This is a genomic window from Hymenobacter crusticola (assembly GCF_002154225.1).
Classification (GTDB): Bacteria; Bacteroidota; Bacteroidia; order Cytophagales; family Hymenobacteraceae; genus Hymenobacter; species Hymenobacter crusticola.
This window is the reverse complement of sequence record NZ_MTSE01000003.1, coordinates 405,836-422,721: the sequence shown is the minus strand read 5'-3', so window position 1 is coordinate 422,721 and position 16,886 is coordinate 405,836. Positions and strand designations below refer to the sequence as shown.

The following is a 16,886-nucleotide window of genomic DNA, read 5'->3' as shown; positions in this document are numbered from 1 at the left end:
TGCTAGTGGTCTTCAGCGGAGTAGTACCCTCGGACGAAAATGGAGAAGGCTGGCTGAAAAGGCTGGCAGTAGGATGAATTGATGATACAAATGTAGTAATTACTATATATATACGCATATCGTCTTTGTATTATCATACGTATTTTACAATATTCTTTATAAAGTACCAGTTTCAGTGCTTCATCTGTTGCTACCTATTCCTGATGAGCTATTTTTCACGGCGCTAAGAGCAGATGGTACACGCTGTACTAGCTCTTAGCTACCGCGCCGAAATGCCTCCCCTCGCTAGGTTGCCCGGCACAAAAAAGGCTTACAACCGCTTGTAAGCCTTTTTGAAGCTGGTTTATCTACGCTTTACGCTCACGGATCTACGACTACATCAACCCGCACATTGAGGGCGCTACTAAAGCCGACATTCAGCCGGATCATAACGCCTCCATTGTAAGGAGCAACGTTGTAAACCAGCATGGGCGCATTGCCAATAAACCGGTTCTGGTTCGGATCGGTGTTGTACTCACTGATGGACGCCACCACCCGTGAGCTGGAGCGGATGTTTGGGTGGCCACAGTTCAGAACAACCGTTCCGGACCCGCGCCAGGTATAATAGGTGGAGAACGAGGCGGCGCTTAGTTCGGACGCCCCTTTTTTGGCCGTTTCAGGCTCGCCGGATTTGGCGGTTTCAATTTTTGCGGGCAAGTTGCTCCCAGCCTTAATGACTTCGGGGACAACCGCTTTGGCTTCTAGTGTTTCCATAGAATTCTTACAATGAGAGGATTAAAGATGAGTTGCACTGTGGGCCGGCTGCGGTAACCAAACCCGTTATTCTTCACTTAGCGAGGTAGATAAATCCAACTATAGAGGCAGGAAGCTGGCAGCACCCTACCTGGTAGTGCTATTGTGCAGGCAGAGGCGAGCCGCTTACACTTCCACTATCACTCCTAGGGTGTGGGTCTCGGGGCTAAACCAAGGGTCGCCCATTACCACGTTGACCGTGGCTTGCCCAGGCTGAAGGGCCCGCAGCAGCACGGTGCCGGGAGCCCCCATGGGCGACAAAACGGTGCCGGCCGCCTGCAGCAGGCCAGGCTGATAGGCGCCGAGCATTTCCAGTACGTCATCCCCTGTTTGCACGTAGCCCCCACTCGCTTGCAACACGAGCACGTCGCCGGGGCTAAGCGTGATTTGCGAGGGCAGTTCCGGCAAGCTCTGGGTATCGATCAGTCGGGCCATGGGACGGGAGAAGAGTGGCTTCAATGGTAGCGTCGCGCTCAGCATCCGGTACATCCTCCGCTTCGTCCCAATCCGTTGTATCCACGGCTAGCTCGAGGTGGTCGGCCAGGGCTGGTTCGGGCGTTAAGCCAAGCAACGGCTTGGGATAAATCTTCCCAGCGAAGGCATAATCGGTCGTGTTGATATCCACGCCTCCCGTGATGGGTTTGCCGTCTTTGGTGATGGAGCCCGGCAGCTGATAACACATAATAGAGGTTTGGTCGGCGGGCGTGCCCATGATGGACTGGTCGTTGAGCGGGGTCAGCACCTGTGCATCGACGGTGGCTTTATCCCAGCCCTGGGTTTTTAGGAAGTAGAGGTAGGCTTTCTGCGGGTCGATGCGGCTTACCAGCTCCTTGCGCATGTGTTCGTGCGGAAAGCCCAGGGTGTGCCCCGTCTCGTGACGCACCACGCGTCTGAACTCCGACTCAGGGGTGTTCATGGTGAAGCCTTGCAGGTTCATGGTGGGCCGATTTTTCGGAATCAGCGTGATGTCGGTACCTAGGTACGACCAGTAGCCTCCGGCCCCGCGCGCGATGCGCACCGTGCCCACGCCCGTCGTTTCTACAAAGGAGATGCACGTGGTTTTGGCCCAGGCGTTCATATGGCTCACGATGCGTGCCCGCAGATCAGCCGGCGTGGCTTCCATGAAGCTGACCGTGAGCCGACGCGGAGAGGGGCCCCAGTACTTACTCACTACTATCGTCAGGAATTGCGGGTGAAAATCGGTCGGCGCTTTCAGCTCCGCCAGCCGCCCCAGCACGGGACCATTCACGGGGTTCACCCGCCTGGCCGTTTCGGCGGCTAGCTTTGCCAGCCGCGGCGGCACCGATTTGATGCTGCACCCTAGCTGCTCCGGCGGCAGGCCTTCATCGGCGCTAGGCTCTTCCTTGGGGCTTGCGGCTAACGGGCCCTCCTTGCCGGTGATGCAGCTCAGTACTCCCTCGATTTTTAGGAGAGCCTCGCGCAGCTGCCTTTCATGGTCGTTCTTCTCTTTCATGCTGCTAACTAATAATCGTATTGTTTGCTAATGATTTGATGATGAGAAGTTACCCTTATTTCGAGCCCACGTCAATCGCATATTGATGTGGTTAGCTGCGGCCGGGTTCAGCTTACTAGTCGCTGCAATAGCTGTTACTTGCCTAGGTTTTATTCTGCTTCTTTCCTACCTGCCCCACGTTCTTGGCTCATTCCATTCCTACCTATGTTCCGGAAGGCTATTTGCGGCACTTCATGCCAGCACCCGGACCTTTACAGTCTTTATTATCGGCGCAAGCCGAGCAGTTCTTTATTGTGCCCGTGGAGCAGATGTATCCGCTCTTCCCGCAGGCGTTGCCGCCAGCCCGGTCTACGGCGCACTCATGCGTTTACCTGACCTCTGGCTCTGCTCGCATGAGCATTGGCCCCGATGCGTACACAATCGGGCCGCACGAAGCCTTATTGGTGCGAGCTGGGCAAGTTTATTCCTTTGGGCCGGGCGATGTCAACACGGGGTACGTCTGCCATTTTCACGACGATTTTCTGGTGAGCAGCGAAAGCCGTGAGACGTCCATGGTATTTAGTTTTCTGCACTCCTGGGGCAGCCCCGTTATTTCGCTGGGCCCGGACAATGGCTTGTTTGCCGGGCAAGTGCTGGGGCGGCTGCGCGCCGAATACCAGCTGCATCAGCTCCGCCACCCCGAGCTGGTGCGGGCTTACCTTCTAGCCTTGCTGCACGAGTTGCACCGGGCCTACGCGACCAACGAGCCTGCGTCGCTCAGCACTGCCGCGGTTATCACTAACCGCTTCAAGCAGCTCCTAGCTAGCTCCCTGGCCACGACGCACCGGGTGAGCGACTACGCCGACCAGCTGCACATCACGCCCAATCACCTAAGCAAATGCGTGCGGAGCGTAACGGGAAAGGCCCCAGCGCGGTGGATTGAGGAGAGTATCGTACTGGAAGCCAAGGTGCTGCTGTTTCAAACGGCATGGAGCGTGGGAGAAGTTGCCCTGGCCGTCGGCATCCCCGATGCATCGTACTTCAGCCGGCTGTTCAAAAAGCACGTTGGCGTAACCCCACTGACGTTTCGCAAACGGATAGAATTGTCCTGATTTCGGCTTGGTACGTGCTAACGCTGCACTGCGCCAGGTTGGACCTTTGCCAGCACAATCAACGCCAACCGTATGCTTTCTTATTCTTTTCCTGCTGTGCACTTGCTGGATGCCGCCACGGCCGTAGTTGTGGCAGGTGTTTTCATTGCTCTTGCGTCGTTGCTGCGGGAGCCAGCTCGCCAACGTTTCATGGCCATCCTAGTGGCCGGGGCGGGGGCGGCACATCTCAACGGTGGCCTAGGTGGCTGGGAGTTCGCCTTCGCAGCACTAATGACGTACTGCGCTTACCGCGGTCTGCAGCAGTACGCCTTCATCGGGGTAGCCTGGTTGCTGCACACGGCCTGGGACGTGGCTCATCATTTCTACGGTACGCCCATCATAGCCTTTGTGCCCACCTCTTCGGCACAGTGCGCTATCTGCGACGCCCTGCTTGCCACTTGGTTTTTCAACCAAGCACCGTCCGTCTACGGCTGGTTTCAGCGGGCTCCCCATCGCTTAGCGTAGCAACGATGTATGCGCTTTTACTTACGCTGCACTCCCTGTTTCGGTGGGTGGTGCTAGCGGGCTTGCTGCTCGGCCTAGGTCGGGCGTACCGGGGGTGGCTAGGTCGTCGGGCGTTTACCCGGCTCGACAATACCGTGCGGCACACCGTTGCCACGCTGGCCCACGTGCAGCTGATGCTCGGGTACGGACTCTACTTCGCGAGTCCGCTAGTGCAGGCCTTTCACCTGCGCGACACGGAGCACGCACCTACGGCCCTGTTTTTTGGCTTTCAACACGTAGCCACCATGACGGTAGCCATTGTGGTACTCACTATCGGTTCGGCCCTGGCCAAGCGCCGCACAACCAGCGAGGAGCAATTTCGCACGATGGCCCTGTGGTTCACGGCCGCACTGCTGCTGATACTGCTCGCTATTCCGTGGCCGTTTTCCCCTTTCGCCAGTCGTCCTTATTTCCGCTTCTAACCTGCTGCTATGTTCTCTTCTCCTATCCAGCGCCTCCGCCTGCTTGGCTTTTGCGAGGGTGCCTCCTTGCTGCTGTTGGTCGGTGTGGCCGTACCGCTGAAATATTTTTACAGCGACCCAACGCTTGTGCGGGCTCTCGGGCCTGTACACGGCTTGTTGTTTCTGCTCTTCGTGCTCAATACGCTGCGGGTTGGGGTCGAATACCAGTGGCGCTTTGCCACCACTACTTGGAAAGTCCTGCTGGCCTGCGTTATCCCATTCGGCACCTTCTACGTGGACCGCAAGATTCTGGCGCCCATGCAGCGCAAAGAGCACGACAAGCAAGCCTTTATTAAAAAGCCAAGCTAGGTCACTGGTACGCTTTGCTTCTTCGCCGTAGCCGCCTACCCGGCTACCGCGCTCAGCGGCACCGGATGCAAAATCAAAAACACCAATTCCCGCAGAATCTCACCATCCGTCATGGAGCCGCTCTCGATGCCTTTGCTTTGCAAATCGGCGCGGCGGAGCAGGTGGATAATATCGCGGGTGCGCTCGGCGCTGTAGTTGCGCTGCGCCAGCTGGTAGTCCTTCTGGGCGAAGCTGTTGGCAATACCTAGCTTCTTGTAATCGGCATCGGAGGGGTTAGCATGCTGATGCAGCACCAGCAGCTTCGTAAAAAAGCCGAAGAGCAGCGTCAGGTTCGGGATAAGCGGATTGGCTTTCGGGTTGGCTTCGAAATAGAGCAGGATGCGGTTGGCTTTCAGTACGTCGCGCTGCACGAGGGCCCGCTGTAGCTCAAAGATGTTGTACTCCTTGCTGATGCCCACCAGCCGCTGCACCAAGTCTTCGTCGATGGACTGGCCCGGCTTCAGGTTGAGCAGCAGCTTATCCACCTCATTCGTGAGCCGACCTAGGTCGGAGCCAATGTATTCGGCCAGCATGGCCACGGCCTGCCCCGTGATCTGCTGCTGTCGGCTGCGCACGTAGCTCGTGAGCCAGGCCGGCACCTGGTTGTCATAAATCTTCTTACTGGTGAGCACCACGGCCTTGTCGGCCAGCAGCTTGCCTAGCTTTTTGCGCGAGTCGAGGGTTTTGTTTTTGTAGCCCAACACGAGCACCGTGCTAGTCAGCGGATTTTTGAGGTAAGCTTCCAAAAATGGCCACGCTTTCTCGCTCTCTAGGTCGGCGATACCCTGCGCTTCCTTCACAATGACCACTGAGCGCTCGGCCATCATCGGGAAGCGGCGCGCTTGCCCGAGGATGGTGGCTACGTCCGTATCCTTGCCGTAGAGCACCACCTGGTTGAAGCCCCGTTCGTGCTCGGGCAGCACTGTTTGCTCCAGGGTGCTGGTCACCAAATCAATATAGTAGGGCTCCTCCCCTTGCAGGAAGTACACGGGCGCAAACTGCCGCTGGCGCAGCTGCTGCAGAATTTCGTCGGCGGAAAGAGTCAAGAGAGTAACTGAGTAGCTGAGTAACTGAGTAAGGCGCTGAACAAAGCATCCACACTCCGATAAGCAAAGGTATCATTGCAGCTTTTACCTTTGTTACCGAAAAGGTCTGGCGAATGGTTTCTTTCGCCTACTCAGTTACTCAGTTACTCAGCTACTCAGTGAATTTACTCGACGAACTCCGCTGGCGCGGAATGTTTCACGATATGATGCCCGGCACGGCCGAGCACTTAGCCGCCAACCAGCCAATTACCGGCTATATCGGCTTCGACCCGACAGCACCCTCGTTGCACATTGGCAACCTAGCTACTATTATGCTGCTGGTGCACTTGCAGCGCGCCGGGCACCGCCCGATGGCGCTCGTAGGCGGGGCCACGGGTATGATTGGGGACCCCTCGGGCAAGTCGGCCGAACGTAACCTGCTGGATGAAACCACGCTGCGCGCCAACCAAGAAGGCATCCGCAAGCAGCTGGAGAAGTTTATTGAGTTCAACGACTCGCCCACGGGCGCGCTCATCGTCAACAACTACGACTGGTTCAAGGATTTTGGTTTCCTGCAATTCCTGCGCGATGTGGGCAAGCACCTCACCGTGAACTACATGATGGCCAAGGACTCGGTAAAGCGCCGCATCAGTGGCAATGAGGACTCCGGCGCGGAAGGCTTGAGCTACACCGAGTTTACCTACCAGCTACTGCAAGGCTACGACTTTTTCCACCTCTACCAGAACCTAGGGTGCACCCTGCAAATGGGGGCCTCCGACCAGTGGGGCAACATCACCACCGGTACTGAGCTGATCCGCCGCCTCACCAACGGCGAAGGCAAAGCCTACGCCCTCACCGGCCAGCTTATCACCAAAGCCGACGGCACGAAATACGGCAAGAGCGAAACTGGCACCGTGTGGCTCGACCCCACCATGACCTCGCCCTACCAGTTCTACCAGTTCTTCTTGAATGCCGCCGACGCCGACGTGCCCCGCCTCATCCGGGTATTTACGCTGCGCAGCCAGGAAGAAATTGAAGCCCTAGAAGCCGAGCACGCCCAGGCTCCGCACCTACGCATTCTGCAGAAAGCCCTGGCCCAAGACGTAACGACCCGCGTACACTCCGCCGAAGCCTATGAGGCCGCGTTGGCAGCTTCGCAGGTCTTGTTTGGCGGGGGCGACCTAGCTAGCCTCGACGAAGCGACGCTGCTCGACGTATTTGTCGGCGTGCCGCACCTGCGCTTGCCCCGCGCCGAAACAACCGACCTGAACGTTTCCGTGCTGCTCAGCGAAGCTACCAATCAAGCTATTCTGCCCTCACGGGGAGAGGTTCGCAAGCTCATCAAAGCCAATGGCCTCAGTGTGAACGGCAACAAGCTTACCTCCCCAGAAGCGTCCGTAACGGAGCTGTCCTTGCTCCACGACAAGTATCTGGTCGTCAAGAAGGGCCGCAAAGACTACTACCTAGTCGAGCTTACCTAAACCACGGACTCCGACTACTTTGTCTGGTTTCTGCGAATTTTGTAAACGTACAGAGCATAGCGGTGCATAATAAATAAAAAAGCCTCACCAGTTGGTGAGGCTTTTTGCGTAGATATCGTCCACAAAATCCGCGGAATCCGAAAAATCCGTCGAATCCGTGGTCCCGATTACTTTTTCTTTGCAGCAGGTGCTTTTTTGGCGGCGGCAGGAGCAGCAGCTTTCTTCGCTGGAGCGGCTTTCGGAGCGGCTTCCTCGCCACCCGAGCTGTTCTTCATGTCTTGCACTTCAGCACGGATCTGCTGAGCCATATTCTTCAACTCCTGCATGCCCTTGCGTACACGGGTACCAGCGGCGGAGTTCTGCTTGTCGTAGAACTTCTCGAAGTCGCCTTCCAGTGACATTACAAGGTCCTTGAGTTTACCAAAATTGTTCATTTGCGGGGGGTTGTTGGGTGTGAAACAATGCTTTTGTCGGGGCCTAATATACTGGGATTTCAAATACAAGCAACTCTTAAACTTTTTTTTAAAAGCGCGTATCTAGCCCGTAAAGGGCGATTTTACCCACTTAGCACCTAGCTTACCCCCCGCCCCTTGCTCATTACTCAATTGGAATTATACAAAAAACGCCAGCAACCTAGGCAGGTGCTGGCGTTTGAATACACAGTAGTTCGAGTACGGCGGAGCGCTACACGCTCACCTGGTTTTTGGAGTACAAGCCCTTGTCCAGTTTGGCTGCAATGGCTTCAAAAGCCGTAATTGTTTCCCGCACATCTTCCAAGGTGTGCGAAGCTGTCGGAATCAAGCGGAGCATGATCACGCCCTTCGGAACAACCGGATATACCACGATAGAGCAGAAAATACCGTGATTTTCACGCAAATCGAAGGTAATTTGGGTAGCGTCGGGGATTTCGCCGTTCAAAAACACAGGCGTAACCGGCGACTCGGTAGTACCGATGTTGAAGCCTTTCTCGCGCAAACCGCTCTGCAGGGCCCGCACAACGGTCCAGAGATTTTCCTTTAGCTCCGGCTGAGTGCGTAGCAGTTCTAACCGCTTTAGCGCGCCCACTACTAATGGCATGGGCAACGATTTGGCGAAAATCTGGCTCCGCATATTGTAACGCAAATATTCAATTACGTTTTCCGGGCCAGCGACGAAGGCACCGATGCTCGCCATAGACTTTGCAAACGTCGAAAAATAGAGGTCAATGCCGTCTTGCGCGCCCTGTTCCTCGCCCGTTCCGGCGCCTGTAGCGCCCATGGTGCCGAAGCCGTGGGCATCATCCACGAACAAACGGAACTGATATTTCTCCTTTAAGGCCACAATATCCTTGAGCTTGCCCATGTTGCCCGACATGCCAAACACGCCCTCAGTAATTACCAAGATACCGCCGCCCGTTTCGTTGGTCATACGGGTAGCGCGCTGGAGTTGGGTTTCCAGCTTCTCCATGTCGTTGTGTGGGTACACGAAGCGCTTGCCCGCGTGCAGGCGTACGCCGTCGATGATGCAGGCGTGCGACTCAGCGTCGTACACAATCACATCGTGGCGGTTCACAATGGCGTCAATAATCGATACAACACCTTGGTAGCCGAAATTAAGCAGCATGCACTCTGGCTTCTTCACGAAATCAGCCAGCTCGCTTTCAAGTTGCTCGTGCAGGTTGGAGTTACCGCTCATGATGCGCGCGCCCATGGGCAGCGCCATGCCGTATTGGGCTGCACCGTCTACGTCGGCCTTGCGCACCTCCGGGTGGTTAGCCAGACCTAGGTAATTATTCAGGCTCCAGGTGAGAACCTCTTTACCGCGGAAAATCATGCGGGGCTTAATTTCACCTTCCAGCTTAGGAAATGTGAAATAGCCGTGCGCGTAGTGCGAGTGGCTGCCCAACGGGCCGCGGTTGGAGGCAATCTTGTCAAAAAGATCCACGGAGGAACAAGTTAGATGTGAATGTAAAACGGGCTAGATAGTGAGGCTTCTAACCACTCCGCCAACCATAAGGTTATGCGAAAATGTTTTCAAAGTTATGTAAAAGCCGCAAAGGTAACCGCCCGCTGCGTGGCTTCCAAGTTGCCCTTGGGAGACTAGGTCGATGAAAACGACCGCTCCATCTAATTGCCAGCAGCTCGCGACCCGGCGCCCCAGTTACTGTTCTTGGGGGCGCCTATCGTAGGGCGTACACTTTTCTCTCTTACAAGTACGCATATTTGCGCTTCTACTGCCTAGCTAATTTCCACCCATGAAAGAAATAAAAAAGCTGCTGGTTGCGAATCGGGGCGAAATTGCGCTCCGCGTACTGCGCTCGGCCCGGGAGATGGGCCTGCAAACGGTAGCCATTTACAGCGAGGCCGACCGCAACGCCTTGCACGTGCGCTACGCCGACGAGGCCGTGTGTGTGGGCCCACCCGCCTCTGCCGAGAGCTACTTGCGCGGCGACAAAATCCTTGAAGTGTGTCGCCAGCTTGGCGTCGATGCCATTCACCCCGGCTACGGCTTCCTATCGGAAAATGCCCACTTTGCCCGCCAAGTGCAGCAAGCAGGTCTGGTCTTCGTTGGGCCTTCGCCGGAGGCCATGGAGCTGATGGGCTCGAAGCTCGCGGCCAAGCAGGCCGTTTCGCAGTATGGTATCCCGATGGTTCCGGGTACTGAGGAGGCCATTTCCGACGTGGAGGCCGCCAAGCAGGTTGCCCGCGAAGTAGGCTTTCCAATTCTGATCAAAGCCTCAGCCGGCGGCGGTGGCAAAGGCATGCGCGTCGTGAATGCCGAAACTGAGTTTGAGGAACAGATGCAGCTAGCTGTGTCCGAGGCTACTAGTGCTTTCGGCGATGGTGCTGTCTTTATAGAAAAGTACATCGGCGCGCCACGCCACATCGAGATTCAGGTGCTCGGGGACGAGCACGGCTCAATCCTGCACTTGTTTGAGCGCGAGTGCTCTATTCAGCGGCGCCACCAGAAGGTTATAGAGGAGGCACCCTCCTCGGTGCTTACGCCGGAACTGCGCGCCGCCATGGGCCAGTGTGCCGTTGATGTGGCCCGCGCCTGCAACTACACGGGTGCCGGCACAGTGGAATTTTTGCTGGACGAAAACCACAACTTTTATTTCCTGGAAATGAATACCCGCCTCCAGGTCGAGCACCCCGTTACGGAGCAGATAACGGGCCTCGATCTGGTGAAGGAGCAAATCAAGGTGGCGCAAGGGCTGCCGCTCAGCTTTGGGCAAGCCGACCTCAAGATTCAGGGCCACGCCTTGGAGTTGCGGGTATATGCCGAAGACCCCGCCAACAATTTCCTGCCCGACATTGGCACGCTCACCACGTACGTGCGCCCGCAAGGCCCCGGCGTCCGCGTCGACGACGGGTTTGAGCAGGGCATGGATATTCCCATCTATTACGACCCAATGATTGCCAAGCTCGTCACCTTCGGGCAAGATCGCACCGAGGCCATTGCCCGCATGCTGCGCGCCATCGACGAGTATCAGATTACGGGCATCCAGACGACGCTGCCATTTGGGCGTTTTGTGCTACAACACCCAGCTTTCGTAAGCGGTCAATTTGATACTAACTTTATCCGCGACCATTTCACTCCGGCCGACCTAGCTCCGGCTCCCGACGAAGAAACGCTCAAGCTCGCGGCCGTATTCACGGCGATGCTGCTAGAAACGAAGAAGCCACAAGCCACTCCCGCCGAAAGTGAGCCTGCCGGCACCTCCTCGGCCTGGCGCCGCAATCGGCTTGGTCTGCGCTGATAGCAGGAGCAAGCGAAATACAAAAAGTTACTGTGCTTATTATGAAAACGTTGAGCTAACTTGCTACGCGTAAAGAGCGGCCTTCTTACGTTAAATAAGAAGGTCGTTTTTCGTTATAGGCGCGGCAGGCCCGGGGTAAGTACTCAACAGCAGAACTCCTATTCTTTTTGACAGGACTTTTCCCATTATGATAATGCATTAACCCTAGGCCTATCTGGCGTTACATTTGATACCGTATCACTAAACGCGTTAGCACTTTCACCACTCTAGCGCCGGAATAACTTCTCCGCTGAGTTGCAGCACAGACACGTGAGTAGGCTTGCTGCAACTCAGCGTTCAGGAGTAACACTGGCACCGCACGTCAGTTCGTGAGCTTGTGGCTGTGTGGGGGCAAGTGTCCCTCCCTGGTTCCTGAGTTGAGTAGCTAGGCAGGTACGAACAAAGTGACTATGCTGATTTTTACATGCTTACCAGAGGTTTCCTATGTCTATGCTTCCCGCTGACGATGCTTGTGTCGCGCAGTTAGCAGTTGAAAAATCCCGCCGCGTACAAGCCGAAGCTGCCCTAACGGCCGCCGAAGTTCGCATTGCTGCCCTCGAACAGCAGCTAGCTACTACCAGGAGCGCAGCGCAGCGGCATCACCATCAGTTAGTTGCTTTTGCGCGGCACTCACGTACCGGCTTGGCCTTGGTTGATCAGGAAGGGCGCATTGAGTTTATCAATGAGTCATTTCGGGAATTATTCGACTTGGCACCAGAACCGGCAACGGCAGAAACCTACCCACCTACCCCACCGCACACGGCCTCCATCGCGGATGCTTTGCAAGCCTCTGCTACGTTTGGAACTCGTGGCTACGCGCAACACCAATCCGGCCAAACTGCGCTTCTAGGAGAGCTTACATTAGCCGCTGGCCGCGTGATAGAAATTGACTACCTGGTTCCGAACCAGCCCCAGGCCGGGCGTCTCATTTGCTGCCGGGAAGTGACGGAACATTATCAGCAAGAGACGCAGCTGCGCACGCTAGCCTATATTCTTGAGCAGCACCCGAACCCGATCTTGCGGCTTACCAGCACAGGCGAGGTGCTTTACGCCAATACCGCCGCCGCTCCGCTCACCCACCTCTTGACGGCCGATGAGCAAGATGCTGCCCGCCAGCAGCTATTGACCTTAGTCCGGGAGGCCCTCACGACGGAAGGCTCTCATGAGCGGGAGCTAGCATTAGCGGAGCAGTATTATTTGATTACGGTACTAGCCGAGTCAACCGAAGCATACGTTACGCTCTACCTAACCGATATCACGGCGCGGCGGCAGGCCGAACAAGAACTAGCCAACCAGCGCACCTTCTACGAGATGGTGCTAGAGCAGGTACCGGCGGGCGTGGCCGTCTTCGACGCCGAGCATCGCTACTTGTTCGTGAACCCTGTACTAGAGCCTGATCCGGCGGTACGCGCTTGGCTCATTGGCAAAAATAACTTCGAGGCGTGTGCCTACCGGCAGCGCCCTTACGACATAGCTGAGCAGCGGCAGAATCACTTTTTGCAAACGCTGCGCGAGCGGCAGGAAGTAACGTGGGAGGAAACTATTCCGCATGCCCTGCTAGGTAGGCGGCGTTTGCTGCGTTGCTACCGCCCCATTATGGCCCCCGATGGGGCAGTGCAGCTCATTATCAGTTCGGGACTCGATATTACCGAGAGTCATCAGGCCAAAATGCAGGTGGCCGAACAGCGACTCTTCATGCAGCAATTAGTGGATACCATTCCGAGTATGCTGTGTGTGCTGAACTCGGCAGAGAATATCTCTTTCTCCAACGCTGCCTTCCGCAACTTCTTTCAGCGTAGCCCCTTGAGCTCCGCTGATCAGCATAAGGAGACACCGGAGTACAAGCAATTTGTGGCCTGGAACCGCCAGGTCTTGGAGCAGCAATGCGTTATCACGGCCGAGTTGCCGCTGCCGTTGCAGGGGGGAGAAATTCGGTATTTCCAGATGGACAAACGGCCGTTACGCCAGCCAGACGGCTCGGTGTCTGTACTCACGCTGCACACGGACATCACCGATTTCAAGCGCTTGCGTCAGCAGGCAGAGCGTCGCGAAAAGCAATACTACGACCTCGTCTATTACTCACAAGCCCTGATCTGCACGCACGATCTACAGGGCACTATTCTGTCGGTTAACCCGGCTATCGAACGATTGCTGGGAGCTCCCGCCAACCGTTTGGTTGGCAGAAACCTTCGCGATGCCTTGCCACCAGAGCACCGCGCCGACTTCGACGCCTACCTAAACGGCGCTAGTCAGCCGCAACCAAGCGTGATGACCATTCTGACGACTAAAGGCGAAAAGCGTTACTTACATTACTACACGTATCAAGTTACGGAAGCCGGCCAAGAATCTTATGTAGTTGCCTCGGGCTACGACATCACACCCGGCGTGCGGGCCGAGCGGGCACTCCAACAAGCCAAGAAAGAAGCCGAAGAAAACGCCCGGGCTAAAGAATCCTTCTTGGCCCGTATGAGCCACGAAATCCGAACGCCACTGAATGGGGTGCTAGGTATGGCGGCCCTTCTGGCTAAAACGCCGCTGAGCCAGACGCAGCAGGAGTACCTAACCACCATGGAGCAAGCCGGTCAGCATTTGCTGGCCTTGGTCAACGATGTGCTCGACATGGCCAAAATCACCACCCAACATTTGCAGCTCGAACAAGCGGCTTTCGACCCAAACGTGGTATTGCAAGGCGTGCGGCAAACGTTGGCGAACCTAGCAGAGCACAAAGGGTTGCGCCTGACGACGGAGTACCTGCCCGATAGTTCACCCGCTGTGCTTGGCGACGCGTATCGCCTGCGGCAGGTTTTGCTCAACTTGGTCAGCAACGCTATTAAGTTTACGGAGCAAGGTACTGTGCACCTAGGTGTCGCCATTCAGCAAGAAACACCGCAGGCGCTCATGCTCCGCTTTTGGGTCCAGGACACGGGCATTGGGATTTCCCAGGAGCAGCAAGAATCAATTTTCGATGCCTTCACCCAGGCTAGTAGCGAAATCAGCCGCCGCTTTGGCGGGACGGGGCTAGGCCTGGCCATCAGCCAGCAACTGGTGCAACACATGGGCGGCACGCTGGCCTTGTGCAGCGCGCCGGACCAGGGCAGTACCTTTTCCTTCACCCTTACACTGCCCTGGGCCGACGTCCTGGCCCCAACACTCAAGCAATTGCCCGCCAACGAAGTAGTGAACTACGAAGCATTGCGCGGCCTGCACGTATTGCTGGCGGAAGACAATCTGGTAAACCAGTGGATTGCCGTTGTGATGCTCGAGCACTGGGGCGTGCGCGTGGAGGCCGTTGGCACGGGCACCGATGCCCTAGCCCGGCTTCAAACCACACACTACGATGCGGCTATCCTCGACATTCAAATGCCGGGCCTGAGCGGCGTGGAGGTAGCTACGGCCATTCGGCAGCAACCGAACCCAGCGCACGTTGCCATCCCACTGATTGCCTTAACAGCCAACGCATTCGAAGCTGATCTGACAAAGTACCTGGCGGCTGGCATGAGTGCCTGCCTGACCAAACCCTTCGAGGAGGCGGCGCTCGGCCAACTCCTGATTCAGCTCACAAAAGAGCAATTCAGGGCCAGCGAGTAACAGGCCTAGGTCGATAGAAGGTAAGTAGTGGGCAGTTGTGCGGCCTAGGTTACATCATCAACTTGTAGCCTAGGCCGCGCACATTTACAATTTGTAGCTGCGGATCGTGGCGGAGATACCGCCGCAGCCGGGTGATAAAAACATCGAGGCTTCGGCCGTTGAAGAAATTGTCGTCGCCCCATAGGCTTTGCAGCACGGTGGCCCGCTTTAGCACTTGGTTGCGCTGGTCGTAGAGGCAGCGAAGGAGCTCGGCTTCGCGGTGGGTCAAGACCTTCGCCTGCCCCTGATGGTACAGGCGCTGCTTCGCATGATCAAACTGGTATTGGCCGATAATCAGGATGGCTGGCGCGGCCACTACGGGCGCGGCCTGACCGAGTCGCGCTTTGATGCGCACAATCAGCTCATCAAGGCTGAAAGGCTTCTTCAGATAATCGTTGCCACCTAGCTCGAAGCCGCGCACCACGTCGGCCGACTGCGAGCGGGCCGTGAGGAAAAGAATAGGCACCGTGGTATTTTCCCGCCTAATCAGCTTGGCCAGCGTGAAGCCGTCAAGATGCGGCATCATCACGTCCGTCACCACCATGTCGGGACATTGCTGCTGAAACAGGGCGAAGCCCTCTTGCCCATCGGCAGCGTAGCGCACCGTGAACCCACGCACTTCCAGGCTATCTTTCACAATCATCCCTAGCGCAAGTTCGTCTTCAATAAGTAAGATAGTGGGCATAGAACTCTTAAAGCAAGAATTTAGAAGCCAGGAAGTGCGGCGGGGCGAGTGTTACAACGAATGCGGCTCATGCTAATAGGTTGGCAGCCATAATGAAAACTCGCTGCCGCTGTTCGGGGCACTGCGCACGGCTACTTGGCCGCCGTGGCGCTCTATCACTTGGCGCACATAATACAGCCCGAGGCCAAAGCCTTTGACGGGGTGCAAATTGCCGGTAGGCACGCGGAAAAACTGATCAAAGATGTTAGGCTGATAGCTTTGTGGGATACCGATGCCGTTGTCATGCACAGCAAGCCACCAGCCATTTTCGTCATGGCTGCCACGAATGTCAATTGTTACTTCTTGCTCACCTGAGTACTTAATCGCATTGTCAATCACGTTGTTGATCACATTGCGCACGTGCAGCCTGTCCATCAGCACGGAGTCCGTCGGGGCAATATCTACTGTAAAGTGCACGGGTTTGGTTGCTTTCATTTGATAATGCGTTACCAATTCCTGCACCAGCTCAGCAGGATGCACAGATTCAAGTTTGAGAGCTAGATCCTGCCGCTCCTCTACGGCAATATTGAGCACCTTTTCTACCAAATCGGACAAGCGCTGTAGTTCATTACTAGCTATTTTTAAGTAGGCTTTTCCCCTATTCGGGTCGTTCAGGGCACCGAAGTTCTGCAACGCTTCTACCGCAGCCGACACCGTGGCTAACGGGGTCTTTAGCTCGTGGGTCATGTTGTTGATGAAGTCATTTTTGACGTCGGCTAGCTTTTTCTGGCGGAAAATGGTGTTCAGCATCAGCACGAAGCAGCCGGTAGTGAGACCAAGTAGTGCCACCGAGCCAGCCAGCAGCCCTCCCATACGCCGCAAGATCTGGAAGGAGGGCGTCCGGAAGGCAGCCTGCACATTCCAACCACTGCGCGGATGTAGCATTGTGAGCGGCACTAGTTGTGAACGCAGCCCATACTCGGCCGGGGCCTCCATTTTGGGGCCATAACCATCAGTGGGACGCGCTAAGTCTAGGGTATCTAGTACAAAGTCGGCTTCGGTGTCCCGGCTGTGCAGCTCGGCGTAGTAGTTAGCTTTCAACTGACCTAGGTCGATCGTGGGTACTGGAACAGGACCTGGCTTTAACATCTGGATGCGCCGAATAATGAATTTCTCAAAATTGGCAGCGCTTCGGGTAGCGATATCGTTAGAACTATGCTTTAGTGCACCAAACTGATTTGAAGGGTTTCCTTTAAGTGAATGCTGATCGGTTACGCGTTTCTCATCGGGACGTGCGTCATATGGAAGCCTCGATAGCTGAAGCTGCTGCCGCAGCACCACGGCCCGTAGCGCTTCGTTGGTCGTGCGCACAAATTGGCTGGAGGCTAGCTCGTAGGTGTTATAAAGCCAGTAGACCTGAAACCCATTGATGCCCAAGATACACAGTGCTATCAGCCAGAAAATAGAACGGATGCGTGTTTTCATGAGGCAAGGCGAGTGGGAAGGGATACCTAGGCCGAAAGTACGGCCCAGCTCACGTGCCGACGAATGCGTTAACACTCTTTAACACAATATAACAGTGCTTTACAAGCGGCTTGCGGT

Annotated in this window: 14 protein-coding genes and 1 pseudogene; 7 read left to right on the top strand and 8 right to left on the bottom strand. The window is 56.0% G+C overall.

Annotation, left to right across the window (positions count from 1 at the left end; all coding sequences use genetic code 11):
• Positions 1-360 precede the first annotated feature (360 nt).
• From BXP70_RS08040 to BXP70_RS08030, 3 genes are all read right to left on the bottom strand, one after another.
• On the bottom strand, positions 361-753 hold the full coding sequence (locus BXP70_RS08040; protein WP_086593513.1) for a hypothetical protein: 393 nt from the start codon (positions 751-753) through the stop codon (positions 361-363).
• A gap of 165 nt (positions 754-918) precedes the next feature.
• Positions 919-1,227 carry a hypothetical protein gene (locus BXP70_RS08035; protein WP_143436416.1) on the bottom strand — a complete coding sequence of 103 codons (309 nt, stop codon included), beginning with the start codon at positions 1,225-1,227 and terminating at the stop codon, positions 919-921.
• A complete protein-coding gene (locus tag BXP70_RS08030; RefSeq protein ID WP_086593511.1) occupies positions 1,169-2,266 on the bottom strand; it encodes a M12 family metallopeptidase in 1,098 nt (365 codons plus the stop codon). The genes BXP70_RS08035 and BXP70_RS08030 overlap by 59 nt, the downstream gene beginning before the upstream one ends.
• 182 nt (positions 2,267-2,448) lie before the next feature.
• Here BXP70_RS08030 and BXP70_RS08025 point away from each other — a divergent pair, with 182 nt between their 5' ends.
• The 4 genes from BXP70_RS08025 (at position 2,449) to BXP70_RS08010 (ending at position 4,670) form a co-directional block, all read left to right on the top strand.
• On the top strand, positions 2,449-3,357 hold the full coding sequence (locus tag BXP70_RS08025) for a helix-turn-helix domain-containing protein (RefSeq protein ID WP_086593510.1): 909 nt from the start codon (positions 2,449-2,451) through the stop codon (positions 3,355-3,357).
• Positions 3,358-3,429: 72 nt separating this feature from the next.
• A complete protein-coding gene (locus tag BXP70_RS08020; RefSeq protein WP_086593509.1) occupies positions 3,430-3,861 on the top strand; it encodes a DUF6010 family protein in 432 nt (143 codons plus the stop codon).
• 5 nt (positions 3,862-3,866) lie between these two features.
• On the top strand, positions 3,867-4,322 hold the full coding sequence (locus tag BXP70_RS08015; protein WP_086593508.1) for a hypothetical protein: 456 nt from the start codon (positions 3,867-3,869) through the stop codon (positions 4,320-4,322).
• Between the two features lie 9 nt (positions 4,323-4,331).
• Entirely contained in the window at positions 4,332-4,670 is a 339-nt protein-coding gene (locus tag BXP70_RS08010) for a DUF3817 domain-containing protein (protein WP_086593507.1), read from the top strand.
• Between the two features lie 35 nt (positions 4,671-4,705).
• On the opposite strand, the gene holA is transcribed toward BXP70_RS08010, so the two are convergent.
• A complete protein-coding gene (holA, locus tag BXP70_RS08005; protein ID WP_086593506.1) occupies positions 4,706-5,755 on the bottom strand; it encodes a DNA polymerase III subunit delta in 1,050 nt (349 codons plus the stop codon).
• A gap of 158 nt (positions 5,756-5,913) precedes the next feature.
• Here holA and tyrS point away from each other — a divergent pair, with 158 nt between their 5' ends.
• Complete coding sequence (gene tyrS, locus BXP70_RS08000; RefSeq protein WP_086593787.1) at positions 5,914-7,215, top strand: tyrosine--tRNA ligase; 1,302 nt, start codon at positions 5,914-5,916, stop codon at positions 7,213-7,215.
• A 260-nt stretch (positions 7,216-7,475) separates the two neighbouring features.
• Here tyrS and BXP70_RS07995 read toward each other — a convergent pair.
• A pseudogene (locus BXP70_RS07995) lies at positions 7,476-7,649 on the bottom strand (histone H1); the annotation flags it as partial.
• 250 nt (positions 7,650-7,899) lie between these two features.
• The gene (locus tag BXP70_RS07990) at positions 7,900-9,138 is read right to left on the bottom strand and encodes an aminotransferase class I/II-fold pyridoxal phosphate-dependent enzyme (RefSeq protein ID WP_086593504.1); all 1,239 of its coding nucleotides are present in this window, start codon (positions 9,136-9,138) and stop codon (positions 7,900-7,902) included.
• 310 nt (positions 9,139-9,448) lie between these two features.
• Here BXP70_RS07990 and accC point away from each other — a divergent pair, with 310 nt between their 5' ends.
• On the top strand, positions 9,449-10,954 hold the full coding sequence (accC, locus tag BXP70_RS07985; RefSeq protein ID WP_086593503.1) for an acetyl-CoA carboxylase biotin carboxylase subunit: 1,506 nt from the start codon (positions 9,449-9,451) through the stop codon (positions 10,952-10,954).
• 483 nt (positions 10,955-11,437) lie between these two features.
• Positions 11,438-14,581: a PAS domain-containing protein gene (locus BXP70_RS07980; RefSeq protein ID WP_086593502.1), complete on the top strand. Its 3,144-nt coding sequence runs from the start codon at positions 11,438-11,440 to the stop codon at positions 14,579-14,581.
• A 49-nt stretch (positions 14,582-14,630) separates the two neighbouring features.
• Here BXP70_RS07980 and BXP70_RS07975 read toward each other — a convergent pair whose 3' ends face one another.
• Entirely contained in the window at positions 14,631-15,305 is a 675-nt protein-coding gene (locus BXP70_RS07975) for a response regulator transcription factor (protein ID WP_086593501.1), read from the bottom strand.
• Positions 15,306-15,377: 72 nt separating this feature from the next.
• Positions 15,378-16,769 (bottom strand): sensor histidine kinase, encoded by a 1,392-nt coding sequence (locus tag BXP70_RS07970; RefSeq protein ID WP_086593500.1) that lies wholly within the window; start codon positions 16,767-16,769, stop codon positions 15,378-15,380.
• Between the last annotated feature and the right edge of the window lie 117 nt (positions 16,770-16,886).